Source organism: Bradyrhizobium amphicarpaeae, assembly GCF_002266435.3.
Classification (GTDB): domain Bacteria; phylum Pseudomonadota; class Alphaproteobacteria; order Rhizobiales; family Xanthobacteraceae; genus Bradyrhizobium; species Bradyrhizobium amphicarpaeae.
The window spans coordinates 901264-924165 of the sequence record NZ_CP029426.2 but is presented as its reverse complement, the minus strand read 5'-3'; the positions used below and the strand labels follow the sequence as shown (position 1 = coordinate 924165).

Annotated in this window: 25 protein-coding genes; 8 read left to right on the top strand and 17 right to left on the bottom strand. The window is 65.3% G+C overall.

Annotated elements, in window-relative coordinates; translation table 11 throughout:
* Positions 1-156: 156 nt before the first annotated feature.
* From lysA to argH, 3 genes are all read right to left on the bottom strand, one after another.
* Positions 157-1422 carry a diaminopimelate decarboxylase gene (gene lysA / locus CIT40_RS04520; RefSeq protein WP_094895919.1) on the bottom strand — a complete coding sequence of 422 codons (1266 nt, stop codon included), beginning with the start codon at positions 1420-1422 and terminating at the stop codon, positions 157-159.
* A 23-nt stretch (positions 1423-1445) separates the two neighbouring features.
* A complete protein-coding gene (gene lptM / locus CIT40_RS04515; protein ID WP_094895918.1) occupies positions 1446-1736 on the bottom strand; it encodes an LPS translocon maturation chaperone LptM in 291 nt (96 codons plus the stop codon).
* 93 nt (positions 1737-1829) lie between these two features.
* The gene (argH, locus tag CIT40_RS04510) at positions 1830-3227 is read right to left on the bottom strand and encodes an argininosuccinate lyase (protein ID WP_094895917.1); all 1398 of its coding nucleotides are present in this window, start codon (positions 3225-3227) and stop codon (positions 1830-1832) included.
* A 101-nt stretch (positions 3228-3328) separates the two neighbouring features.
* On the opposite strand from argH, the gene tlpA reads away from it, so the two are divergent.
* The gene (gene tlpA / locus CIT40_RS04505; protein ID WP_094895916.1) at positions 3329-3994 is read left to right on the top strand and encodes a thiol:disulfide interchange protein TlpA; all 666 of its coding nucleotides are present in this window, start codon (positions 3329-3331) and stop codon (positions 3992-3994) included.
* A gap of 4 nt (positions 3995-3998) precedes the next feature.
* On the opposite strand, the gene CIT40_RS04500 is transcribed toward tlpA, so the two are convergent.
* The 6 genes from CIT40_RS04500 to CIT40_RS04475 form a co-directional block, all read right to left on the bottom strand.
* Positions 3999-4193, bottom strand: coding sequence for a hypothetical protein (locus tag CIT40_RS04500; protein ID WP_094895915.1), 195 nt, complete (start codon positions 4191-4193; stop codon positions 3999-4001).
* Between the two features lie 116 nt (positions 4194-4309).
* The gene (locus tag CIT40_RS04495) at positions 4310-5191 is read right to left on the bottom strand and encodes a 3-hydroxybutyryl-CoA dehydrogenase (protein ID WP_094895914.1); all 882 of its coding nucleotides are present in this window, start codon (positions 5189-5191) and stop codon (positions 4310-4312) included.
* Positions 5192-5401: 210 nt separating this feature from the next.
* The gene (locus CIT40_RS04490) at positions 5402-6352 is read right to left on the bottom strand and encodes an electron transfer flavoprotein subunit alpha/FixB family protein (RefSeq protein WP_094895913.1); all 951 of its coding nucleotides are present in this window, start codon (positions 6350-6352) and stop codon (positions 5402-5404) included.
* Positions 6352-7101 (bottom strand): electron transfer flavoprotein subunit beta/FixA family protein, encoded by a 750-nt coding sequence (locus tag CIT40_RS04485; RefSeq protein ID WP_094895912.1) that lies wholly within the window; start codon positions 7099-7101, stop codon positions 6352-6354. The genes CIT40_RS04490 and CIT40_RS04485 overlap by 1 nt, the downstream gene beginning before the upstream one ends.
* Before the next feature lie 127 nt (positions 7102-7228).
* On the bottom strand, positions 7229-7801 hold the full coding sequence (locus CIT40_RS04480) for a cob(I)yrinic acid a,c-diamide adenosyltransferase (protein WP_094895911.1): 573 nt from the start codon (positions 7799-7801) through the stop codon (positions 7229-7231).
* A gap of 69 nt (positions 7802-7870) precedes the next feature.
* Positions 7871-8065: a twin transmembrane helix small protein gene (locus tag CIT40_RS04475; protein WP_028147306.1), complete on the bottom strand. Its 195-nt coding sequence runs from the start codon at positions 8063-8065 to the stop codon at positions 7871-7873.
* Between the two features lie 225 nt (positions 8066-8290).
* Between CIT40_RS04475 and CIT40_RS04470 the strand changes: the two genes are divergently transcribed.
* Positions 8291-9184, top strand: coding sequence for a YihY/virulence factor BrkB family protein (locus tag CIT40_RS04470; protein ID WP_094895910.1), 894 nt, complete (start codon positions 8291-8293; stop codon positions 9182-9184).
* On the opposite strand, the gene CIT40_RS04465 is transcribed toward CIT40_RS04470, so the two are convergent.
* A complete protein-coding gene (locus tag CIT40_RS04465; protein WP_094895909.1) occupies positions 9111-10373 on the bottom strand; it encodes an ATP-binding protein in 1263 nt (420 codons plus the stop codon). The genes CIT40_RS04470 and CIT40_RS04465 overlap by 74 nt on opposite strands.
* A 104-nt stretch (positions 10374-10477) precedes the next feature.
* Entirely contained in the window at positions 10478-11350 is an 873-nt protein-coding gene (gene gluQRS, locus CIT40_RS04460) for a tRNA glutamyl-Q(34) synthetase GluQRS (RefSeq protein WP_094896030.1), read from the bottom strand.
* 112 nt (positions 11351-11462) lie between these two features.
* On the opposite strand from gluQRS, the gene CIT40_RS04455 reads away from it, so the two are divergent.
* The 4 genes from CIT40_RS04455 to CIT40_RS04440 all read left to right on the top strand — a co-directional run bounded on the left by CIT40_RS04455 (position 11463) and on the right by CIT40_RS04440 (position 15887).
* Positions 11463-12110, top strand: coding sequence for a DNA-3-methyladenine glycosylase family protein (locus CIT40_RS04455; protein WP_094895908.1), 648 nt, complete (start codon positions 11463-11465; stop codon positions 12108-12110).
* A 130-nt stretch (positions 12111-12240) separates the two neighbouring features.
* A complete protein-coding gene (locus tag CIT40_RS04450) occupies positions 12241-14016 on the top strand; it encodes a flavin-containing monooxygenase (RefSeq protein WP_100298083.1) in 1776 nt (591 codons plus the stop codon).
* 130 nt (positions 14017-14146) lie between these two features.
* On the top strand, positions 14147-15124 hold the full coding sequence (locus CIT40_RS04445) for a peptidyl-alpha-hydroxyglycine alpha-amidating lyase family protein (protein WP_094895907.1): 978 nt from the start codon (positions 14147-14149) through the stop codon (positions 15122-15124).
* Positions 15125-15329: 205 nt separating this feature from the next.
* Complete coding sequence (locus tag CIT40_RS04440; protein WP_008142962.1) at positions 15330-15887, top strand: HNH endonuclease; 558 nt, start codon at positions 15330-15332, stop codon at positions 15885-15887.
* Positions 15888-15951: 64 nt separating this feature from the next.
* Here CIT40_RS04440 and CIT40_RS04435 read toward each other — a convergent pair whose 3' ends face one another.
* Together CIT40_RS04435 and CIT40_RS04430 are read right to left on the bottom strand one after the other, a co-directional pair.
* Positions 15952-16956, bottom strand: coding sequence for a glycoside hydrolase family 16 protein (locus tag CIT40_RS04435; protein WP_094896029.1), 1005 nt, complete (start codon positions 16954-16956; stop codon positions 15952-15954).
* A gap of 139 nt (positions 16957-17095) precedes the next feature.
* Entirely contained in the window at positions 17096-17977 is an 882-nt protein-coding gene (locus tag CIT40_RS04430; protein ID WP_094895906.1) for a DMT family transporter, read from the bottom strand.
* Between the two features lie 162 nt (positions 17978-18139).
* On the opposite strand from CIT40_RS04430, the gene CIT40_RS04425 reads away from it, so the two are divergent.
* Positions 18140-18361, top strand: coding sequence for a dodecin (locus CIT40_RS04425; RefSeq protein ID WP_094895905.1), 222 nt, complete (start codon positions 18140-18142; stop codon positions 18359-18361).
* A gap of 72 nt (positions 18362-18433) precedes the next feature.
* Positions 18434-19081 carry an HAD family hydrolase gene (locus CIT40_RS04420; RefSeq protein WP_094895904.1) on the top strand — a complete coding sequence of 216 codons (648 nt, stop codon included), beginning with the start codon at positions 18434-18436 and terminating at the stop codon, positions 19079-19081.
* A gap of 16 nt (positions 19082-19097) precedes the next feature.
* On the opposite strand, the gene CIT40_RS04415 is transcribed toward CIT40_RS04420, so the two are convergent.
* The 4 genes from CIT40_RS04415 to CIT40_RS04400 are packed head-to-tail and all read right to left on the bottom strand — an operon-like array spanning position 19098 to position 22900.
* A complete protein-coding gene (locus tag CIT40_RS04415; protein ID WP_094895903.1) occupies positions 19098-20066 on the bottom strand; it encodes an ABC transporter ATP-binding protein in 969 nt (322 codons plus the stop codon).
* Entirely contained in the window at positions 20063-21058 is a 996-nt protein-coding gene (locus CIT40_RS04410; RefSeq protein ID WP_094895902.1) for an ABC transporter ATP-binding protein, read from the bottom strand. The genes CIT40_RS04415 and CIT40_RS04410 overlap by 4 nt, the downstream gene beginning before the upstream one ends.
* Positions 21058-21975, bottom strand: a complete 918-nt coding sequence (locus CIT40_RS04405) for an ABC transporter permease (protein WP_094895901.1) — start codon at positions 21973-21975, stop codon at positions 21058-21060. The genes CIT40_RS04410 and CIT40_RS04405 overlap by 1 nt, the downstream gene beginning before the upstream one ends.
* Entirely contained in the window at positions 21941-22900 is a 960-nt protein-coding gene (locus CIT40_RS04400; RefSeq protein ID WP_094895900.1) for an ABC transporter permease, read from the bottom strand. Before CIT40_RS04400 ends, CIT40_RS04405 begins: the two co-directional genes overlap by 35 nt.
* Between the last annotated feature and the right edge of the window lie 2 nt (positions 22901-22902).

Below are 22902 nucleotides of genomic sequence, written 5' to 3'. Positions count from 1 at the left end.
ACGCCGCTTGATTTGCCTGCCGGATCAAGCGGTTCTGTCCGACGGGCCGATCCTGGCGGCCGGTCACTCGGACGATCTTTGCGCACGCCTAGCCCGTTGATTTCACAACGTTGGTTTACTGTGCATGGGGTTGTTTTGCAGGTTTTGGCTTCGCCCTTACAGCCACGGCGCAGGCTGATCCATCGCGATCAGCTGCTCGACCTCTACGCGCGGGCGAACCACGGCGTACTGGTCGTCCTTCACCAGCACCTCCGGCACCAGCGGCCGCGTGTTGTAGGTGCCGGCCTGCACCGCGCCATAGGCGCCCGCGGTCATGATGGCGATGAGATCGCCGGGCGCGGGCGTCGGCAGCGTGCGGTCGAGCGCGAGATAGTCGCCGGTCTCGCAGACCGGGCCGACGACATCGGCCCGAATTGTCGCGGCGTCCTTGGCGGGTTGCTTCACCGGCAGGATATCGTGATGCGCCTCGTACAGCGTCGGGCGGATGAGGTCGTTCATCGCGGCGTCGATGATGACGAAGTTCTTGCCGTCGCCGTGCTTCACATAGATCACCTTGGCGACCAGGATGCCGGCATTGCCGACGATCATGCGGCCCGGCTCGAACATCAGCGTGCAGCCGAGATTGTGGCTGACGCGCTTGACCATGGCGGCATAGGCGGCCGGTTCCGGCGGCGCCTCGCGGTCCATATAATAGGGGATGCCGAGGCCGCCGCCGAAATCGACATGGCTGATATTGTGGCCGTCGGCGCGCAGCGTCTGGACGAATTCGGAGAGGATGCGGAACGCCGTTTCCATGCCGGAGAGATCAGTGATCTGGCTGCCGATATGCACGTCGGTGCCTGTTACCTCGATGCCCGGGAGCTTCGCGGCGCGGGCATAGACCTCACGGGCATGCACGATCGGGATGCCGAACTTGTTCTCGGACTTGCCGGTCGAGATCTTGGCGTGGGTGCCGGCGTCGACATCAGGATTGACGCGCAGCGAGATCCGCGCGGTCTTGCCGGTCTCGGTAGCCAGGCGCGACAGCAGTTCGAGCTCCGGCTCGGATTCAACGTTGAGGCAGAGAATGTCGGCGGCCAGCGCGGCGCGCAGCTCTGCTTCCGTCTTGCCGACGCCGGAGAACACGATCTTGCTGGCGGGAATGCCGGCCGCCAGCGCGCGCTTCAACTCGCCGCCGGAGACCACGTCGGCGCCGGCGCCGAGCTTGGCCAGCGTGCGCAGCACCGACTGGTTGGAGTTCGCCTTCATGGCGTAGCAGACCAGCACCTTCTCGCCGGCGAAGGCCTCGGTGAAGACGCGATAGTGCCGCTCCAGCGTCGCGGTCGAATAGCAATAGAACGGCGTGCCGACGGTCGCGGCCAGCTCGGACAAATTCACCGCCTCGGCGTGCAGCACGCCGTTGCGATAGTCGAAATGATTCATGGCGCAGGCTCGGTTGTCCGGGCTTATCTCTTGCCGGGAGGTTCGTCCAAGAGCGGATCGAGAATGAACGGTTTCTTCCTGCCCTTGGCCGCCGCGGGCTCGGCATCCGCACCTGACGAGGTGGGATTGAACATGCTCGACGTCTTCTGGGCTGCGGTGTCGGCTGGAGCTGCGACGTTGGCCGTCGGCGCGCTGGAGGCCGTCGGCGGCAGATCCAGCGGGCCCTTGCGGCCGCAGCCGGCCAGCGCGAGCGCCGTCAGGCTCAAGACAATGATGGCCCACCCCGAGTTGGCCGGGCGAAACTTTGACGTCACGACGAAATCCCCACTACGCGGGCCGCACCATACAGAGGTTGGCGCGCTCTGGCGAGAGCCGGATGACCATGAAACATCAGCGAAATTTTGCCTTCAGCCCAATTTTCGCTCTTTTTCCAGCCGCTTCGCCCAGGCCTTCGCCTGCGCCGCCACGTTCTTCGGCGCGGTGCCGCCGAAGCTGGTGCGGCTCTTCACCGACGATTCGACCGAGAGCACGCCGAGCACGTCCTTGGTGATCTTCGGCTCGATCGTCTGCATCTCCTTGAGCGGCAGTTCGTGCAGCGCGACGCCGCCCTCGGCGGCCTTGGCGACGATGCGGCCGGTGACGTGATGGGCCTCGCGGAACGGCATTTTCAGCGTCCGCACCAGCCAGTCGGCGAGGTCGGTCGCAGTGGCATAGCCCTCGCCCGCGGCCGCTTTCATCCTGGCTTCGTCAGGCTCGAGATCCTGGACCATGCCGGTCATGGCGCGGATCGCCAGCGACAGCGCGGCAAAGCCCTCCATGGCGCCCTGCTTGTCCTCCTGCATGTCCTTTTGATAGGCGAGCGGCAGGCCCTTCATCACGATCAGGAGACCATTGAGCGCGCCGATGACGCGGCCGGTCTTGGCGCGCACCAGCTCGGCGGCATCCGGATTGCGCTTCTGCGGCATGATCGAGGATCCCGTGGTGAACTTGTCGCTGAGCCGGATCAGACCGACCAGCGGCGACGTCCAGATCACGATCTCCTCGGCAAAGCGCGACATGTGCACGGCGCAGATCGAGGCCGCCGACAGCGTCTCCAGCACGAAGTCGCGGTCGGAGACCGCGTCGAGCGAGTTCGCCATCGGGCGGTCGAACCCAAGCGCCTTCGCGGTGGCGTGGCGGTCGATCGGGAATGAGGTGCCGGCGAGCGCGGCGGCGCCGAGCGGCGACTCGTTGAGCCGCTTGCGCGCATCCTGGAAACGACCGCGATCGCGCGCGGCCATCTCGACATAGGCGAGCAGGTGATGGCCGAACGTCACGGGCTGCGCGGTCTGCAGATGCGTGAAGCCGGGCATCACGGTTGCGGCATGCTCCAGCGCGCGATTGACCAGCGCGGCCTGGAACGCGGCGAGCGCCGCGTCGGTCTCGTCGAGGACATCACGGACATAGAGACGGAAATCGGTCGCGACCTGGTCGTTGCGCGAGCGCGCGGTGTGCAGGCGGCCGGCGGCGGGGCCGATCAGCTCGGTCAGGCGGCTCTCGACGTTCATGTGAATGTCCTCAAGCGCGCGCTTGAACTCGAAGCCGCCCTTGCCGATCTCTGACAAAATCGTGTCTAGACCCTTGCCGATATTTTTCGCATCAGAGCTCGTGATGATGCCCTGGCTGGCAAGCATCGCAGCGTGGGCCTTGGACGCGGCAATGTCCTGGGCGAACAGGTGACGATCGACGTCGATGGAGACGTTGATCTCTTCCATGATCTCGTCGGGACGTTCCGAAAACCGGCCGCCCCACATCTTGTTGCTCATGATCCCCTGCTCGCGCCTTGATTTGCCGAACGTTTGCCGGCCGCCGCCAGCCGTACTAAGAGGCCCCTGATAGCCATATCTGCGACCGGATGACAAACGATATGCTCGACAAGAAGCCCTCCGCCACGCGCCGGGTCCCCCTCGTCATCGCCACCGTGGTGGTCGGAGGGCTGGCCGGCTTCGCCGCGCTGTACGGGCTGGGCCTGAGCCGGTCGCCGTCGGGCGATCCGGCCTGCAAGCCGGCGGTGGCGACGGCGCAGAAAATCGCCCCGCTGGCCCACGGCGAGCTGGCGGCGCTGACCATGGCGAGCGCGCCTCTCAAGCTGCCCGACCTCACCTTCGAGGATTCCGACGGCAAGCCGAAAAAGCTGTCCGATTTCCGCGGCAAGACGCTGCTGGTGAACCTCTGGGCCACTTGGTGCGTGCCGTGCCGGAAGGAAATGCCGGCGCTGGACGAGCTCCAGGGCAAGCTGTCGGGCCCGAATTTCGAGGTGGTGGCGATCAATATCGACACCCGCGACCCCGAGAAGCCGAAGACCTTCCTGAAAGAGGCCAATCTAACCAGGCTCGGCTACTTCAATGATCAGAAAGCAAAGGTTTTTCAGGATCTTAAAGCGATAGGCCGGGCTCTGGGCATGCCGACCTCGGTGCTGGTCGATCCGCAAGGCTGTGAGATCGCGACGATCGCGGGGCCGGCGGAATGGGCGAGCGAAGACGCGCTCAAGCTGATCCGGGCAGCGACGGGCAAGGCCGCCGCGTCGTTTTGAGAGATCAGGCGGTGATGTTCAGATTGCCGCCGACGCCGGCACCGACATTGGCCAGCGAGGGCTGGCCGGCGCCGAGCAGCGTCAGGACGGTGGATTTCTCCGCATCCGCGTTCTGCTTCATCAGCGTCGCCGAGATATTCGACTGCAGCGCGCCTTGCTGAGCGGCCAGCATGGTGCTGACCATTGCCATCATGTCCATTACGCGAACCTTCGTACTGCCCGTAACCTAGGCGCGCGGGGTTAACGCGACATGAATTGTCACAGGTCCCATAGGGGTGGATTAGCCGAAGGCGTAATCCACCCTACCAGACCGTCCTACCGCGTCGGAACCGGCTTGGCGCCGCGGTAATCGTAGAAGCCGCGCTGTGTCTTGCGGCCGAGCCAGCCGGCCTCGACATATTTCACCAGCAGCGGGCACGGACGGTACTTGGAATCGGCGAGGCCCTCATGCAGCACCTGCATGATGGAGAGACAGGTATCGAGGCCGATGAAATCGGCGAGCTCCAGCGGGCCCATCGGATGGTGGGCGCCGAGCTTCATCGCCGCGTCGATCGCCTCGACATTGCCGACGCCTTCATACAGCGTGTAGATCGCCTCGTTGATCATCGGGAGCAGGATGCGGTTGACGATGAAGGCCGGGAAATCCTCGGAGACCGCGACCTGCTTGCCGAGCTTGGCGACGAATTCCTTGGACGCCTCGAAGGTCTGGTCGTCGGTCGCGATGCCGCGGATCAGCTCCACCAGCTCCATCAGCGGCACCGGATTCATGAAGTGAATGCCGATGAAGCGCTCGGGCCGGTCGGTGGCGGCGGCAAGCCGGGTGATCGAAATCGAGGACGTGTCGGAGGCGACGATCGCCTCGGGCTTCAACACGGCGCAGAGCTCGTGGAAGATCTTGCGCTTGACCTCTTCCTTCTCAACCGCAGTCTCGATCACGAGATCGCAGTCGGCGAGACCGTCGAGCTTCTCGGCGAGCGAGATACGGGCGATCGCCTTGGCCTTGTCGTCCTCGGTGACGCCCTTCTTGGAGACCTGGCGCGCCAGATTGCCGTTGATGGTGGCCATGCCCGATTTGAGACGGTCGGACGAGACGTCGTTGAGCACCACGTCGAAGCCGGCCAGCGCCGCGACATGCGCGATGCCGTTGCCCATCTGACCCGCGCCGATCACGCCGACCTTCTTGATCACTGCCGCCATAATGTCATCCACCGGAACGGCGCGCGACGCGCGCGCCTGCCTATCCCCCGAGCTGGGAGGTCTGATTTGATCAGAAGCTTGATTTAATCAGAACCCGGGCTCGAAACCTAGATTGGATCGCCTCCCCGGCGTGCCCCACGCCAAAGAAAACGCCTCAGAAATGAAACACCGGCCGGAGTTTATGCCTCCGGCCGGTGTTTTCGACGACTTTTACTTGCCGAGCTTGCCGAGTTCGGCCGTCAACTCCGGAACCGCCTGGTAGAGATCGGCGACCAGGCCGTAATCGGCGACCTGGAAGATCGGCGCGTCCTCGTCCTTGTTGATCGCGACGATCACCTTGGAGTCCTTCATGCCGGCCAGATGCTGGATCGCGCCGGAAATGCCGATGGCGACATAGAGCTCGGGGGCCACCACCTTGCCGGTCTGGCCGACCTGCCAGTCGTTCGGCGCATAGCCGGCGTCGACCGCCGCGCGCGAGGCACCGACACCGGCCCCAAGCTTGTCGGCGAGCGGCTCGATGTACTTGGCAAAATTCTCGCGGCTCTGCATGGCGCGGCCACCGGAGACGATGATCTTGGCCGAGGTCAGCTCGGGACGGTCGCTCTTGGCGACCTCCTCGCCGACGAAGGACGACAGGGCCGGATCGGCCGCCGCCGCGACGGTCTCGACCGGCGCGCTGCCACCCTCGCCGGCTGCGGCGAAGGTGGAGGTGCGAACCGTGATGACCTTCTTGGCGTCCTTCGACTTCACCGTCTGGATGGCGTTGCCGGCATAGATCGGACGCTCATAGGTGTCGGGGGCGACCACCTTGATGATCTCCGAAACCTGCATGACGTCGAGCAGCGCGGCGACGCGCGGCATCACGTTCTTGAAGCGCGAGGTCGCGGGCGCGACGATGGCATCGTAGCCCGAGGCCAGCGAGACGATCAGCGCGGCCAGCGGCTCGGCAAGATCGTGCGCGTAGAGGTCGCCGTCGGCGACCAGCACCTTCTTGACGCCGGCAAGCTTGGCGGCGGCATCGGCAGCAGCCTTGGTGCCCTGCCCGCCGCCGGCGACCAGCACGTGGACGTCGCCGCCGAGCTGGGAGGCCGCGGTCAGCGCCTTGTTGGTGGAGTCCTTGAGGACCTCGTGTTCGTGTTCGGCAATCAGCAGCGTCGTCATCAGAGCACCCCGGCTTCGTTCTTGAGCTTCGAGACCAGCTCGGCGACATCCTTGACCTTGACGCCCGCCTTGCGGCCCGCCGGCTCCGTCGTCTTGACGATTTCGAGACGCGGAGCGACGTCGACGCCATAGTCGGCGACGGTCTTGTCCGCGATCGGCTTCTTCTTGGCCTTCATGATGTTGGGCAGCGAGGCGTAGCGCGGCTCGTTAAGACGCAGATCGGTGGTGACGATCGCCGGTCCCTTCAGCTTCACGGTCTGGAGGCCGCCATCGACTTCGCGGGTGACCTTGAAGTCAGAACCTTCGACCTCGAGCTTCGAAGCGAAAGTCGCCTGCGACCAGCCGAGCAGCGCAGCCAGCATCTGGCCGGTCTGATTGCTGTCGTCGTCGATCGCCTGCTTGCCGAGAATGATCAGGCCGGGCTGCTCTTCGTCCGCAACCTTCTTCAGGATCTTGGCAACCGCGAGCGGCTCGACTGCGCCGTCCGCCTTCACCAGGATGCCGCGGTCGGCGCCCATGGCAAGACCCGTGCGGATCGTCTCCGATGCCTGCGCAGGTCCAATGGAGACCACCACGACCTCGGTCGCCTTGCCGGCTTCCTTCAAGCGCAGCGCTTCCTCGACCGCGATTTCGTCGAACGGGTTCATCGACATCTTGACGTTGGCGAGTTCAACGCCCGATCCATCGCTCTTGACGCGGACCTTGACGTTGTAATCGACCACCCGCTTTACCGGCACAAGAACCTTCATCGATCCTCTTTCACTCAATTTGGGAGGGGGGTTATCAACTGGCGCGGAACCTAAAGGCCTGATCTGCCCCGGTCAACGCGCGAACGGGCCTAATTTTAGCCCTCTGAAATGCGGAGAGCTCGATGGGTCAGCGGTTCTGGCCCGGAACCCAGAGCACGTCTCCGGCACCATGACCGTTGGCGGCCCGACTGGCCACGAACAGGAAGTCCGAGAGGCGATTCATATATTGGATGCCAGCCGCGCTGACCGGCTCCCCGGGGCGGGCCGCCAGTTCCACGATCACCCGTTCCGCCCTGCGGCATATCGTACGCGCCACGTGAAGGTGGGCCGCAGCCGGCGTGCCGCCGGGAAGCACGAAGGAGGTCAGCGGCGCGAGCCTGTCGTTGAGCGTATCGATGTCGCGCTCGAGCCGTTCGACCTGGCTCGCCACCACCCGCAGGCGCTCGGCTTTGCCTTCGCGTTCCGGCACCGCGAGGTCGGCGCCGAGGTCGAACAGATCGTTCTGGATGCGGCCGAGCATCGCATCGAGATCTGGCATGTCAGCGGTATGGAGCCTGACCACGCCGATCGCGGCGTTGGTCTCGTCGACCGTGCCATAGGCCTCGATGCGCAGATCGTATTTCGGACGCCGCTCGCCGGTTCCGAGCGCCGTCGTGCCGTCGTCGCCGGTCTTGGTGTAGATGCGGTTGAGCAGGACCATCTATATCTCAATATTCGTTGTGCGCCCGGCACATTGTCGGAAACCGGCGATAGGTATCTGCCGTATCCTCTAGCGTCCCATCGCCCACACTGCGAGCATGGCGATGACGATGGCCACGAACTGCAGCAGCACGCGCCAGCGCATCAGCTTCTGCGACGTGTTCGGCGAGCCGCCGCGCATCATGTTGACGAGACCGAGCAGCAGCACCACCGCAACGGCGCCGGCTGCCACCGGCAGGATGAAGGTACTCAAAAGCGATGCCATGACGGGCTAGATAACACCGTGTGTGCCGGACCGCTATCTCCTCGTCATTGCAGTGCCTGCATGACAGCGCGCCCGGAATAGCGACGCGGTCGTTCCGCAAACTGGCTTTTGGGCCCATAATATCAGAAGGTAGCGAGATGATTTCCGATTTGCGCCAGACGCCCGGCCTGTTCGCCTGCCCCGACGGGCGGCTGGCCCGCGCGGCAGCAGCGATGTAGGTGGCGCGTGAAGGTCATCCGTACCGTCTATGATGTCGCGATGGACGCGTTCTACACGTTCCTGGCCGATGACGGCTGGGCGATCGCCAGCCACATCGCGCTGTCGACGCTGATGGCGCTGTTCCCGTTCCTGATCGTGCTGACCTCGCTCGCGGGCTTCTTCGGCTCCAAGGAACTCGCCGACCAGGCCGCCAGCCTGATGCTGCAGATCTGGCCCAAGCAGGTGGCCGATTCCATTTCGGGCGAGGTGCATGACGTGTTGACCACGACCCGGACCGGCGTACTGACCATCGGCGCGGCGCTGTCGGTCTATTTCGCCTCTAACGGCGTCGAGGCGCTCAGGGTCGCGCTCAACCGCGCCTATGCGGTGGTGGAGATGCGGCGCTGGTACTGGCTGCGGCTGGAATCGATCGGCTACACCCTGGTCGCGGCCTTTACCGCGCTCGCCATGGCGTTCCTGATCGTGCTCGGCCCTTTGCTCATCGAAGCTGCGCGCAGCCACATTCCGCTGTTCGTGGAGTCCAACGAGCGGATTTTGACCGGCATCCGCTATGGCATCACCGTCGGCGCGCTGGTGGTGGCGCTGCTGATCCTGCACGCCTGGCTGCCGGCAGGACGGCGCAGCTTCGTCCAGATCCTGCCCGGCATCGTCTTCACCATCGTGGCGTCGCTGATATCAGGCATCGTGTTCGGCCAATATCTGGCGCGCTTCGCCAACAACTACGTGACGATGTATGCGGGCCTCGCCTCGGTGATCATCGCGCTGGTGTTTTTGTACTTCATCGCCGCGATCTTCGTTTACGGCGGCGAGCTCAACGCCGCGATCATCAAGTCGCGGCTTCCTCACGGCGTGTCGCTTCAAGCAGCGCAGTCGCTAGCGCCCGCGGAGAGACAGGCTTGACCAGGAAGGCGTCCGCGCCGGCCTCGCGCGAGGCCGCCTCGTCCTCGCCGCGACCGGACACCCCGATGATCGGGATCCGAGCCAGCGGCGGCTCCATGGTGCGGATCCGCCGGATGGCCTCGACGCCGTCGATGCCGGGCAGCACCATGTCCATCAACACCGCGTCGAAGGCGCCTTGCGCCAGCCGGCCGACGGCGTCCTCGCCGCGCCCGATGAATTCGGCATGATGGCCGAGCTCGGTCAGGATCGTGTTCAGCACGACGCGGCCGAACGGATTGTCCTCGACGCTAAGGACGTGCAGCGCGGCGACTGTATCTGCCTCCCTCTCGCCCTTCGTCTTGCGGGATTTGCTGGGGCCCGCCGCATCGAGCGACACCGTCAGCGTAAAGGTGGCGCCGCCGCCGCGGCGCGGCGCGACGGTGATATCGCCGCCCATCGCACGCGCCAATTGCTTGACCGAGGACAGGCCCAGGCCAGCACCGCCGAAGCGCGAGGCGATGGTGACATTGGCCTGGGTGAACGGGCGGAACAGCCGCTTGATCTCTGCCATGGTCAGACCGATGCCGCTGTCAGACACCGCGAAGGCGACGCCGACCCTGCCCTTCGCCGTACCCTTGACGGGGCGCCAGGGCGCAACCTCAAGCGCCACGCCGCCCTGGTCGGTGAATTTCACGGCATTGTCGATCAGGTTCTCGAGCGCGGCGCGCAGGCGGACGGGATCGCCGACGACGAGGCCGGGAAGCTTGTCGGGGATCTCGACCTGGGCCTGGAGACCCTTGGCGGCGGCACGGCCGGCCAGCGAATCGCCAGCGCGGCGGGCGAGCGCCTTGAGGTCGAACAGGTCCTGCCGCAGTGAACTTCCGGCCTTGCCGGCCCCCTTGCCGGTTCTGGCGGCATCCACGAACAGCGTGGCAAGGCTCGCCAGGTGCTCGGCACCGGCCTTGATGGTGTCGGCCCAGCGCCGTTCCCGCTCGCCGAGATCGGAGGTCGCGAGCAAGTCGCTGATCGCCAGGATACCGGTCAGGGGGGTACGGACCTCATGGGCAAAGGCCGCAAGTGCCGCCTGGACCACGTCAGGCCCGACTGGCTTGGTGCTGCGCTTGCGCAACGGGGCGGCCGGCCCGGGCCGCTTCCGAGGCGGTCGCCTAGACGTCCGCGTGGTGCGCGCTGAGCGCTTCTTCGCCGCCATAAATCCCCTTCGAAGTGTCCCCTTCGAACCCCGGACCGTCAGGCAAGCATGCCACGGCGGAACCCCCGGAGTCACGGCGGCGTTTGGCTAAACCCCAGAGAAATCTAACCTAATCCCACCAGCGCGCGGATGCTCGCGGGTGAGGCCCCGGCGGCGCGCAACTCCCGCAGACCGGTCGAGCGGCTCGATTTCGACAGCTTCCGCCCCTCGCCGTCGCAAATCAGCCGGTGATGGCGGTAGGTGGGTTCGGGCAGGCCGAGCAGGACCTGGAGCAGGCGGTGGACGGCGGTGGCGTGGAACAGATCCTGGCCCCGCACGATCTCGCTGACGCCCTGGAGGGCATCATCGACGACGACAGACAGATGGTAGCTGGTCGGCGTTTCCTTGCGGGCCAGGATGACGTCACCCCAGGCCTCCGGTCGCGCCGGGACGATGCCGCGCTCGCCGCGTTGCTGCTCGCCGAGTTCCCTCCAAGTCAGGCCGGCGACGCGCTGACAGGCGGCCGCCATGTCGAGCCGCAGCGCGTAAGGCGCGCCCGAAGCGATCAGACGCGCCCTCGCGTCGCCCTGCAGCGATTTGCACTCCCCCGGATAAAGCGGAGCGCCGTCGGGATCGCGTGGCCATGGCCCGCCGGCCTCGCGCGCGGCGACGAGCTTTGCGATCTCGGCCCGGCTTTCGAAGGCGGGATAGACGAGACCCAGCGCCGACAGCTTGTCCAGCGCGGCGCGATAATCGGCGAGATGCTCGGACTGCCGCCGCACCGGCGTCTCCCAGGCAACCCCCAGCCAGGCAAGGTCCTCATAGATCGCCGTCTCGAACTCTGGCCGGCAACGCGTCGCGTCGATGTCCTCGATCCGCAACAGCAACCGGCCGCCGGTCTCGCGCGCACGGTCGAAATTCAGCAGCGCCGAATAAGCGTGGCCGAGATGCAGGTGGCCGTTGGGGCTGGGAGCAAATCGGAAAACGGGTGGTGCCATCGGATGAATCTCGTCATGGCCGGGCTTGACCCGGCCATCCATCTTCCAAGGACTCTGTTACGATAGGAGATGGATGCGCGGGTCAAGCCCGCGCATGACGAGTTGAAACACCATGACCCTCCACCTCGAAACCCAGTCCGATCTCGAAGAGGCGGTCCACGCGCTGATCAAGCGCGACCCGCGCCTCCGACCCGTGTTCGAGATCGCGGGCATGCCGGCGTTGCGGCGGCGCGAGCCGGGGTTTGCGGGCCTTGCCCACATCGTCTGCGGCCAGCAGCTCTCCACCGCGAGCGCGGCGGCGATCTGGGGACGATTGTCGGCCGCCTTCGATCCGTTCGACCACGACGCGGTGCGCCGGGCCCGCACCGACCGGCTGGGGCGGCTCGGCCTTTCGGCCGCCAAGATCAAGACGCTGAAACATCTCGCGCGCGAGATCGGTGCGCAGCGGCTGAACCTCGACGTGCTCGCGGAGGAAGATGCAGACGCCGCACATCACACGCTGATCGCGCTGCCCGGGATCGGCCCCTGGACCGCGGACGTCTATCTCTTGTTCTGCCTCGGCCATGGCGATGCCTGGCCCGCCGGCGACCTCGCCGTGCAGGAGGCCATCAAGATCGGCCTCGGCCTTCCAGCACGGCCGACGGAAAAGCAGATGGCGCCGCTCGCCGAGCCCTGGCGTCCGCTGCGCGGCGCGGCGGCGCATCTGTGGTGGAGCTATTATCGCGCGGCGAAGAAGCGCGAGGGCGTGCTGCCAGCGTGACATGGGCGCATTCCGCCTGAGCAGGGCCACATGCTCTCGCTGCCCGGGTAAAGCGCTTTCGACCACCATCGAACCGGTATAGCGTTCGGTCTCACGGGAAACGCCGCGAAAGACGGCCAAGAGGTCGCGCATGCTCGACAAGACCAAGGATCTATCCGTCAGCGCCCAGGCCTGGCTCGACGCATTCGAGCGCGCGCTGGGCAGGCCCGATCCCGCCACGCTGGACCGCCTCTTCGTCGCCGACAGCTTCTGGCGCGACGTGCTGGCGCTGAGCTGGAACCTGCAAACGATCGCCGGGCGCGAGACGATTGCGCAAACCCTGGCCGCGCTCGGACCGAAGGCGGCACCGACCAATTTCAAGATCGCGCCGGACCGCGCGCCGCCGCGCTGGGTGACGCGCGCCGGCACCAACACGATTGAAGCGATCTTCGATTTCGAAACGGCGACCGGGCGTGGCAGCGGCATCCTCCGGCTCGTTCCCGACAGCGCCGACGATGACCGCCTGAAGGCGTGGACGCTGCTCACCGCGCTCGACGAATTGAAAGGTTTCGAGGAGCAGCTCGGCGCGTCGCGGCCGCGGGGCCAGGCCTATTCGCGCGATTTCCGCGGACCGAACTGGCTCGATCTGCGCAACACCGCGCGCGACTATGCCGATCGCGATCCGGCCGTGCTGGTGGTCGGCGGCGGCCAGGCCGGGCTCGCGATCGCGGCACGGCTGAAGCAGTTGCAGGTCGATGCGCTGATCGTCGATCGCGAGATGCGGATCGGCGACAATTGGCGCAAGCGTTATCATGCGCTGACCCTGCACAACCAGGTGCAGGTCAATCACCTCCCCTACATGCCGTTTCCGCCGAACTGGCCGACCTATATCCCCAAGGACAAGCTCGCCAATTGGTTCGAGGCTTACGTCGACGCCATGGAGCTGAACTTCTGGACCGGCACCGAATTCGAGGGCGGCTCTTACGACGAGGCGAACGGACGCTGGACGGTCACACTGCGCCGCGCCGACGGCAGCCGGCGGACCATGCATCCGCGTCACGTCGTCATGGCGACCGGCGTCAGCGGCATCGCCAATATTCCCGATATTCCGACGCTCGACAATTTCAAGGGAACGCTGCTGCATTCCAGCCGCTACGAGGACGGCGAGTGCTGGGCCGGCAAACGCGCGATCGTCATCGGCACCGGCAACAGCGGTCACGACATCGCGCAGGACCTTCATTCCAGCGGCGCCGAGGTGACGCTGGTGCAACGCTCGCCGACGCTGGTCACCAATATCGAACCGTCGGCACAGCTCGCTTATGCCACCTACAACGAAGGCACGCTCGAGGACAATGATTTGATCGCGGCCTCGATGCCGACACCGCTGGCGAAGAAGACGCATGTGATGTTGACGGAGCAGTCGAAGCAGCTCGACAAGGAGCTGCTCGACGGCCTTGCCCGCGTCGGCTTCAAGCTCGATTTCGGCGAGGGCGGCACCGGCTGGCAGTTCAAGTACCTCACTCGCGGCGGCGGCTATTATTTCAACGTCGGCTGCTCCAATTTGATTGTCGAGGGAAAGATCAAGCTGAAGCAGTTTTCCGACATTGAGGGCTTCACGGCTGATGGCGCACGGATGAAGGACGGCACGGTCCTTCCTGCCGATCTCATCGTGCTCTCCACCGGCTACAAGCCGCAGGAATATCTGGTGCGAAAGCTGTTCGGCGAGGCGATGGCCGACCGCGTCGGCCCGATCTGGGGCTTTGGCGACGGCCTCGAGCTGCGCAACATGTATGCGCGCACCAGGCAGCCCGGACTCTGGTTCATCGCCGGCAGCCTCGCGCAATGCCGCATAAACTCGAAATATCTCGCGCTGCAGATCAAGGCGACCGAGGCGGGGATTTTGGAGAGTGAGGTGAGCACGGCTTGAGCCCTTCGTCATTGCGAGCGCAGCGAAGCAATCCAGCATCTCTCAGCAGAGGCAGTCTGGATTGCTTCGCTGCGCTCGCAATGACAATGTCGAGGCAATTGCGGGCCACCACGAACAGAAGGGTTTACACATGCCAGCCATTCTCGGCAGCGGCGAGCACCGCTACCGCGTCGTCGACAATTTTGCGAAACTGCCCGAAGGCTGGCAGCTCACCGACGTCGCCTCCGTCGCGGTCGACAGCAAGGACCGCGTCTACGTGTTCAACCGTGGCGCCCATCCGATGGTGGTGCTCGACCGCGACGGTCATTTCCTGCGTAGCTTCGGCGAAGGGCTGTTCTCGCGCGCGCACGGCCTGCACATCGACGCCGACGACAATCTCTACTGCACCGATGACGGCGACCACACCGTGCGCAAATGCACCACCGACGGCAAGGTGCTGCTGACGATCGGCATTCCCGAGAAGCCGTCGCCGTTCATGAGCGGCGAGCCGTTCCATCGCTGCACCCACACCGCGCTGTCGCCGAAGGGCGAGATCTACGTCTCCGACGGCTATGGCAATGCGCGCGTGCACAAATACACGCCGGACGGCAAGCTGCTCAAGAGCTGGGGTGAGCCCGGCACCGATCCCGGCCAGTTCAACATCGTGCACAATATTGCCACCGATGCCGACGGCTGGGTCTATGTCGCCGACCGCGAGAACCATCGCGTGCAGGTGTTCGACGGCAACGGCAAATACGAGACGCAGTGGAACAATCTGCATCGGCCTTGCGCGCTGTGCTGCTGCGGTGGGGCCAAGAACCCGACCTTCTTGATCGGCGAACTCGGCCCGGGCCTTGCCATCAACCGCAAGGTGCCCAATCTCGGCCCGCGGCTGTCGATCGTGGACGCCAGGGGCAAGCGCATCGCACGCCTCGGCGGCGAGGATGGTCCGGGCGTTGCGAGCGGAAAATTCCTGGCGCCCCACGGCATCGCGCTGGATTCGAGGGGCGATATCTATGTCGGCGAGGTCGGCGTCACCAATTGGGACACCAGCTTTCCCGATGAGGAAATGCCGGCCGCGGTGCGCGCGACGCGGTGCTTGCAGAAGCTCGAGCGGGTAAGGGAGTAGCTGCTGCAAGCAGGCCACGACTCGGCAGTTCCGCGCCAGCCGCGCACCTCCCCAAATCGCGGCTTTTTGAGCGCTTCCGCCACCCCGGCGCCGTATTGCTTGCGCCTGAATAAGTCGCTCAACGGGCTTCACAATCCCGTCACGCTGCATGTAGTATGTCAGGACATGCTGCTTCGCAGCGTATGTTGGAGGCCGGGAGCGTTACTTGAACGCACATGTCTCGCAAGGCAGTTGGCCGGTGTTGGTGCTGAACGCGGACTTCCGGCCGCTGAGTTACTACCCGCTGTCTCTTTGGTCGTGGCAGGACGCGATCAAGGCGGTGTTCCTCGATCGCGTCAACATCGTCGCGCATTACGATCAGGCGGTTCACAGCCCCACGCTGCAGATGCAGCTGCCGAGCGTCGTCTCGCTCAAATCCTTCGTCAAGCCGACCACCCATCCGGCCTTCACCCGGTTCAACGTCTTCCTGCGCGATCGTTTCGCCTGCCAATATTGCGGCTCGCCCGAAGACCTGACCTTCGATCACATCATCCCGCGCAGCAAGGGCGGCCAGACCACCTGGGAGAACGTGGTCGCGGCGTGCTCGCCGTGCAATCTGCGCAAGGGCAATCTGACGCCAGCACAGGCAAAGATGTTTCCGCGCCAGAGCGCGTTCGCGCCAACCGTGCACCAGCTCCATCGCAACGGCCGCCTGTTTCCGCCGAACTATCTGCACGATAGCTGGCTGGACTATCTGTACTGGGATACGGAGCTGGATCCGTAAGCGCGGCATCTCGCCGTGCGTGATCGCGCTTGATCCGTCAAGCGCGGATGAATTTATCGTCGCGCTACCTCCGCGCCTGCTCTTCCCTGTCGATCTGATAGGCGGAAATCCGGTCGATCTCGAACGCGACGCTCCTTGGCGATTCCGCATCGACGGGACTGACGCCCGGAAAGAACTTCGACCCGATCGCGAGGTTGACGATCATGTACATGGGATCATCGAAACCGATCGGCACCTTGATGTCGGAGACCGGATTGCGATCGATGAAGTAGATCAGCCGATCCTCCTGCCACAACACACCGTAATTGTGGAAGGCGCTGGAGGCGTCGCCGACCGCGAAATCGAAACCGCAGGACTGGATCTTCTGGGTCGAGGGGATCCGCCAGTGCGTCGTCATCACGAGATCGCCCGGCCGCTCGCCGCGGCCTTCCAGCACGTCGACCTCCGGCGGCCAGCCGCCATCGTCCGCCAGCATCCAGAACGCCGGCCACACCGCATGGCCGACCGGCACCTTGGCGCGAATTTCGAAATAGCCGTGCTTCTGGGCGAACGTGCCCTGGGTCGTCAGGATGCCGGAGATGTACTCGTTGTCGAACAGCAGCGGTTTCAATTCCGGGGGGGTGCGGCTGGCGACGATCGACAACACGCCGTCCTTCACCCTGAACGGATCGAGCCCGAGCGGCGCCGACGCGCGGCCGGCATAACGCGGATCGACGTAGATCTGCTGCTCGCCATTGGCGCTGGTCTTGCGCTTGAAGTCGGAGCCGTCGCCGCCCCAATAGCGCGCCTCCGGCCAGGCCGCGCCGCCCGCATAATGCGGGACCCAGCGCCCGTTCGACAGCGGATGCTCGTCGAAATCCTCGCTGAAGGTCCGGCGCAGCGGCAGGAACACCAGCGACGCCGGATCGACCGTTTCAAGCCTGCGGCACGCGATGGTGGAGGGATCGCTCGTGACCTGCAGCGACATGCGCACCGGCGCGCCATCGATTTCGTCCTGCGCGATGCCCGGCGCAGGCACGGCGCAAAGACCGATCGCGACCAGAGCGCCCCTCGTCCAACGCTCGATCATCATCGCACCTCGAACAGACCAGGACATGCGCGGAGGTTAGCTCACCGGTCTTCGCACCGGCAACGGCGGCATCCGACGCCAGCGGGCGATTTGAAAACCGTCTTCTCGCTTCCGTTCCGCGGTCCGGGGCGTGACGACCCTACCCGCGCTGCAAGGCAAGCGTCACGCCACCGAGCGTGAGCGCCATCGCCGTCCACTCGCGATAACCCAGCGGCTCGCCGAGAATGATCGCGGCAGACACCACGCCGATCACGGGAACGATCAGCATGCCGGTCGAGGCCTTGGTCGGCGGCAGCCGGCGCAACGTCTCGAACCAGGTGACGTAGCAGATCCCCATTGGCACCAGCGTCATGTAGACGAAGCAGCCGAGTCCTAGCGGGGTGATCGCGGTGACGTCAGGGCGCTCGAACAGCATGCCGAGGACCAGCATCACGGCGCAGCCGAGCCCGACCTGCCAGACGACGACCACCAGCGGCGGCATCGGCAGCGGCTTGCGGTTGAGCACGTTGCCGAGCGCGAACAGGATGGCGCAGAGCAGCGCCAGCACGATGCCCAGCAGCTTGTCGGCGCCGAACGCGAAGCCGTTGCCGCTCAGCAGCAGCGTGACGCCGGCAACGCCAAGCACCAGCCCGAAGATGTCCCGCAGCGTCGGCCGCGTATGCAGCACCGGCCAGGCGAACAGCATCGCCCAGATCGGCATCGTATAGGCGAGCAAGGCGCCCTCGCTCACCGTCACATATTTCATCGCGACCGTGCCGAGCCCCATCCAGGCAAAGACGTTGGTGAAGGTCGCAAACAGTAGCCGCGGGATCGCCTCGCGCGGCACGGCGAATGATTCCTTCCGGCTCAGCACCAGCATGCCGAGAATGACCGAGGCGCACACGCCCGCAAGGCCGCGCGCGAACAGCGGCGGCCATTGCTGGAGCAGCAGCTTCATCAGCGGCCAGTTCAGCGCCCAGCCGAACGCCGTCACGCAGAGGCAAAGAGAGCCGATCGTCCTGTCGCGTCGTGCCGAATCCATGGATAGCGCTTAGCAGGCAAGCGCCGCCGGCTCCACCACGGCCGGCGCATGCGGGCCATCACGGCCCGGGGAACCCGAAGCGCGCAGGCCCGTTCAGAGTCAGCGCCACGCGCGTCACGCCGAACGCCTTCGTCGGCCGCAAGATGAAACAGGGGAAGACCCATGCCCACACCCGAGAGCGATCACGTCTACAAGATCCTGGATCTCGTCGGATCCTCCGAAACCTCGATCGAGGACGCGATCAAGAACGCGATCAGCCGCGCGTCCAAGACCATCCGCGAAATGAAATGGTTCGAGGTGGTGCAGACGCGCGGCCACATCGAGAACGGCACTGTCCGCCACTACCAGGTGACGCTGCGCGTCGGCTTCACGCTGGAGGGCTGAGGCGGCAGCGATCCGGCATCACTCCGGGTTTGTCGCCTGCGTCCCGGCGAGATATGACTGGATCAGGGCCGGCTGTCCGGCCAATCCGCGAGTGCCGCCGTGACCGACGCCGTCAAGCTCGTCCTCTTCGACATGGACAATGTCCTCTGCGCCTACGACAGGGCGACCCGTGTCGCCTGTCTGGCGGGGCTTGCGGGGACCAGCAGCGAAGCGGTCCACGAGGCGATCTGGGACAGCGGATTCGAGCTGCTCGGCGATTGCGGCGCGCTCGAGGCCGCCGATTATCTGCGAGGCTTCGGCGAGCGGATCGGCTATCCGCTGTCACTCGAGGAGTGGGTGGAGGCCCGGCGCCGTTCAATGCAGCCGGATCGCGCGATGCTGGACATCGCCAGCCGCTTGCGAAACACCGTCGACATCGCAGTCCTGACCAACAACACCACGCTGGTCGCCGACCACATCGACACGCTGCTGCCGGAATTGCGCCCGCTGTTCGGCTCCCGGATCTACACCTCGGCGCAATTCAAGACGGCCAAGCCGGACCCGCAATGTTATCGCCGCTGCCTCTCGGACCTCGACATGAGGCCGCAGACCGCTCTGTTCGTCGATGATCTCGCAGCCAACGTCGCCGGCGCGCGCGAGGCGGGCCTGTTCGCGCACCACCACACGTCTGTGGAAAGCTTCAGGCAGGCGCTGTCGGAGCACGGCCTGCTTCGCGATTGAACCCGCTTTCGCGGCGTCAGGCGAGATGACACGCCACGAAATGCCCGCCCGCCCCTTCCCTGAGCACGGGCGCGACTTCCGCGCAGCGCGGCTGGGCGATCGGGCAGCGGGTGTGGAAGTGACAGCCGGACGGCGGCTTCATCGGGCTCGGCACGTCGCCCTTGAGGCGGATGCGCTCGCGCTTCAGCTTGGGATTTGGCACCGGCACCGCCGACAACAGCGCCCTGGTGTAGGGGTGCTGCGGGTTGCGGTAGAGGTCACTGGCCTTCGCCAGCTCGACGATGCGGCCGAGATACATCACCGCGACGCGGTCGGAGATGTGCTCGACCACCGAGAGGTCGTGCGCGACGAAGAGATAGGTGAGGTTCAGTTCGGCCTGGAGGTCTTCCAGGAGGTTGATGACCTGGGCCTGGATCGACACGTCGAGCGCCGAGACCGGCTCGTCACAGACGATCAGTTTCGGCTCGACCGCGAGTGCCCGCGCGATGACGATGCGCTGGCGCTGACCGCCGGAGAATTCATGCGGATAGCGCCGCATGTGCTCGGCCTTGAGGCCGACCTTGACGAGCAGGCTGGCGACGCGCTCTTCGCGCTCCTTGGCCGAGGATCCGAGCTTGTGGATGATCAGCGCCTCGCCGAGGATCGCGCCGACCGTCATGCGCGGATTGAGCGAGGCGAACGGGTCCTGGAACACCAGCTGCATGTTCCGCCGCATCGCACGCAAATCGTTGCCGCTGAGCTGACGCACGTCCTGGCCGTCGAAAGTGACCTCGCCGTCGGTCGGCTCGATCAGGCGCAGCACGCAGCGCCCCGTGGTCGACTTGCCGCAGCCGGATTCGCCGACGAGACCCAGCGTCTCGCCGCGATTGACCGAGAACGACACGCCGTCGACCGCATAGACGGTGCCGACCTGGCGCGACAGCAGGCCGCCGAGCACGGGGAAGTGTTTCTTCAGGTTGGAGACTTGCAGCAAGGGCTCGCTCATGCCGCGGCTCCCAGGTTCGGATCGCCGAGATGGCAGGCCATGCGATGGCCGGGTGCGATCTCGCGCAGCAGCGGCTCCTTCTCGGTGCAGACATTCATGGCGAACTTGCAGCGCGCCGCAAAGCGGCAGCCGACCGGCGGATTGATCAGGATCGGCACCGAGCCGCCGATCGCTTCGAGCCGAGTCTTGTGCTCGCTGTCGAGGTCGATACGCGGGATCGAACGGATCAAGCCTTGCGTATAGGGATGGCCCGGGTTGCTGAACAGATCGTCGACCGGCGCTTCCTCGACCACTTTGCCGGCATACATCACGACGACGCGTTGCGCGGTTTCGGCGACGACGCCCATGGCATGGGTGATCAGCATCACCGCCATGCCGAAGCGCTCCTTCATGTCCTGGAGCAGATCGAGGATCTGCGCCTGGATGGTGACGTCGAGCGCGGTGGTGGGCTCGTCGGCGATGATCAGCTTCGGCTTGCAGGCGAGCGCCATCGCGATCATCACGCGCTGGCGCATGCCGCCGGAGAACTGGTGCGGATAATTGTGCACGCGGCCTTCGGCGTTGGGGATCTGCACCAGCTTGAGCATCTCGATGGTGCGTTCGAGCGCCTGCTTCCTGGTCACGGCCTCGTGGCGGCGCAGGCTTTCGGCGATCTGCTCGCCGATGGTGAGCACCGGGTTGAGCGAGGTCATCGGCTCCTGGAAGATGAAGCCGATCTCCTTGGCCCTGATCTCGTCGAGTTCGTTGCTGGTCAGCGGCACGAGATCGCGCCCCTCGAAGATGATCTGGCCCGCCGCGATACGGCCCGGCGGCATCGCGATCAGCTTCAGGATCGACATCGCCGTGACGGTCTTGCCGCAGCCGGATTCGCCGACCACGCAGAGCGTCTCGCCCCGGTTGATGGAGATGTCGACACCGTCGACGGCCTGGAGGATGCCGTCATCGGTGGAGAAATGGGTCTTCAGTCCCTTGATCTCGAGCAGCGGCGCCATCAGATCACCCGTCGCGCATCGAGCGCGTCACGCAGGCCGTCGCCGATGAAGTTGATGGCGACCACCGCGATGAAGATCGCGCCGCCCGGAAACAGCGCCCAGTGCGGGCCGATGTCGAGAAAGTCCTTGGCGTCGTACAGCAGCCGGCCCCAGGTCGGCGTGTCGGGCGGGAAACCGAGGCCGAGAAAGGACAGCGTCGATTCCGCGATGATCGCGGCGGCGACGTCGATGGTGCCGGCGATGATCACCGGACCGAGCGCATTGGGCAGGATATGCCGCACCACCTGCCGCACCGGGCTCGCCCCGAGTGCCCGGGCGGCCTCGACGAACTCCTTCTCGCGGATCGACAGGAACTGGGCGCGCACGAGCCGCGCCACCGGCATCCAGCGCAAGCCCCCGATCACGAGCACGATCAGGATGAAGATGCCGCCCTCGGGGCCGAACGCGGCCTTCAGGCCGTCGCGGAAGAGATAGATCAACAGCAGCAGCAACGGCAATTGCGGCAGCGACAGGAACAGATCGGTAAGCCACATCAGCCCGTGACCGAGCGCACCGCGCGACATGCCGGCGAGCGCGCCGATCAACACACCGACGAAGACCGAGACCAGCATCGCGGCGAGGCCGACCGCGAGCGAGATGCGCCCGCCATAGATCATGCGGGCGAGGATGTCCTGCCCGAGATCGTCGGTGCCGAAAGGATGGGCCGGCGAGGGCCCCTGCAGGCCTGCCACGATGTCGATGTCGTCGATCTTGACCCGCCAGACGAAGGGGCCGAGCACCACCGCCAGGATCAGAACGAGCAGCAGGAAGGCGCTGACCACGGCGAGCTTGTGGCGGCTGTAGCGCCGCCACGTCTCGCGCCAGGGCGAGTAGACGCGCCGCTCAGCGGAAGGAGATGCGAGGGTCAAGCCAGCCATAAAGGATGTCCGCGATGAGATTGAACAGCACGACCAGGCACGCGAAGACGAAGGTGACGGCCATCACCACCGGCGTGTCGTTGGACAGGATCGAGGAGATCAGCAGCGAGCCGATGCCGGGGATGCGGAAGATCTGCTCGGTGACGATGGCGCCGCCGAACACGGCGGGCATCTGCAGCGCGATCAGCGTCACGACCGGGATCATGGCGTTGCGCATCACGTGCTTGACGATGACCTTGGCCTGGCCGAGGCCCTTGGCGCGCGCCGTGGTGACGTAGTCGAGCCGGATCACGTCCAGCATCGCCGAGCGCACGAAGCGCGTCATCGACGCCGCCTGGAACAGGCCGAGCACTGCAACCGGCATGATCGCCTGCCGGATCATCTCCAGCCCCCAGTGGATGCCGGTGCCCTTGATGTCGGTGGTGTAGACGAAAGGCAGCCAGTCCAGCGTCACCGAGAAGATCAGGATGAACAGGATGCCGGTGAAGAAGGTCGGCAGCGAGAAGCCGACGAAGGCGAGCGTGTTGGCGACCTGGTCGAACAGCGAATACGGCTTCGTCGCGGCGTAGACGCCGACGGGAATCGCGATCAGCAGCGCCAGGATCTGCGCCGAGCCGATCACATAGAGCGTGGTCGGCAGGCGCTGGAGGATCAGCTTGTCGACGTCCATCCGGCTGACGAAGGAGAAGCCCCAGTCGCCGTGCAGCATGGCGTTGAGCCAGTGCAGGTAGCGGAGGTAAATCGGATCATCGAGGCCGAACTTGGCCCGAAGTGCGGCCTGCACTTCGGGCGGGACGTTCGGGTTCGTCGCCAGTTCAGAAAAAGGATCGCCGGGCGCGAGCGCCAGGACGAAGAACAGCACGGCCGAGATCCCGAGCAGGCTCGGAATCGCGATCAGCAGGCGACGCAGAACGTATTGAGACATGG

Bases quoted from the DNA above. Each gene is read 5' to 3' on its own strand.
- lysA (WP_094895919.1), bottom strand. From the start codon at position 1,422: ATGAATCATTTCGACTATCGCAACGGCGTGCTGCACGCCGAGGCGGTG.
- argH (WP_094895917.1), bottom strand. From the start codon at position 3,227: ATGAGCAACAAGATGTGGGGCGGCCGGTTTTCGGAACGTCCCGACGAG.
- tlpA (WP_094895916.1), top strand. From the start codon at position 3,329: ATGCTCGACAAGAAGCCCTCCGCCACGCGCCGGGTCCCCCTCGTCATC.
- CIT40_RS04500 (WP_094895915.1), bottom strand. From the start codon at position 4,193: ATGGACATGATGGCAATGGTCAGCACCATGCTGGCCGCTCAGCAAGGC.
- CIT40_RS04495 (WP_094895914.1), bottom strand. From the start codon at position 5,191: ATGGCGGCAGTGATCAAGAAGGTCGGCGTGATCGGCGCGGGTCAGATG.
- CIT40_RS04490 (WP_094895913.1), bottom strand. From the start codon at position 6,352: ATGACGACGCTGCTGATTGCCGAACACGAACACGAGGTCCTCAAGGAC.
- CIT40_RS04485 (WP_094895912.1), bottom strand. From the start codon at position 7,101: ATGAAGGTTCTTGTGCCGGTAAAGCGGGTGGTCGATTACAACGTCAAG.
- CIT40_RS04480 (WP_094895911.1), bottom strand. From the start codon at position 7,801: ATGGTCCTGCTCAACCGCATCTACACCAAGACCGGCGACGACGGCACG.
- CIT40_RS04475 (WP_028147306.1), bottom strand. From the start codon at position 8,065: ATGGCATCGCTTTTGAGTACCTTCATCCTGCCGGTGGCAGCCGGCGCC.
- CIT40_RS04465 (WP_094895909.1), bottom strand. From the start codon at position 10,373: ATGGCGGCGAAGAAGCGCTCAGCGCGCACCACGCGGACGTCTAGGCGA.
- gluQRS (WP_094896030.1), bottom strand. From the start codon at position 11,350: ATGGCACCACCCGTTTTCCGATTTGCTCCCAGCCCCAACGGCCACCTG.
- CIT40_RS04455 (WP_094895908.1), top strand. From the start codon at position 11,463: ATGACCCTCCACCTCGAAACCCAGTCCGATCTCGAAGAGGCGGTCCAC.
- CIT40_RS04450 (WP_100298083.1), top strand. From the start codon at position 12,241: ATGCTCGACAAGACCAAGGATCTATCCGTCAGCGCCCAGGCCTGGCTC.
- CIT40_RS04445 (WP_094895907.1), top strand. From the start codon at position 14,147: ATGCCAGCCATTCTCGGCAGCGGCGAGCACCGCTACCGCGTCGTCGAC.
- CIT40_RS04435 (WP_094896029.1), bottom strand. From the start codon at position 16,956: ATGATCGAGCGTTGGACGAGGGGCGCTCTGGTCGCGATCGGTCTTTGC.
- CIT40_RS04430 (WP_094895906.1), bottom strand. From the start codon at position 17,977: ATGGATTCGGCACGACGCGACAGGACGATCGGCTCTCTTTGCCTCTGC.
- CIT40_RS04425 (WP_094895905.1), top strand. From the start codon at position 18,140: ATGCCCACACCCGAGAGCGATCACGTCTACAAGATCCTGGATCTCGTC.
- CIT40_RS04415 (WP_094895903.1), bottom strand. From the start codon at position 20,066: ATGAGCGAGCCCTTGCTGCAAGTCTCCAACCTGAAGAAACACTTCCCC.
- CIT40_RS04410 (WP_094895902.1), bottom strand. From the start codon at position 21,058: ATGGCGCCGCTGCTCGAGATCAAGGGACTGAAGACCCATTTCTCCACC.
- CIT40_RS04405 (WP_094895901.1), bottom strand. From the start codon at position 21,975: ATGGCTGGCTTGACCCTCGCATCTCCTTCCGCTGAGCGGCGCGTCTAC.
- CIT40_RS04400 (WP_094895900.1), bottom strand. From the start codon at position 22,900: ATGTCTCAATACGTTCTGCGTCGCCTGCTGATCGCGATTCCGAGCCTG.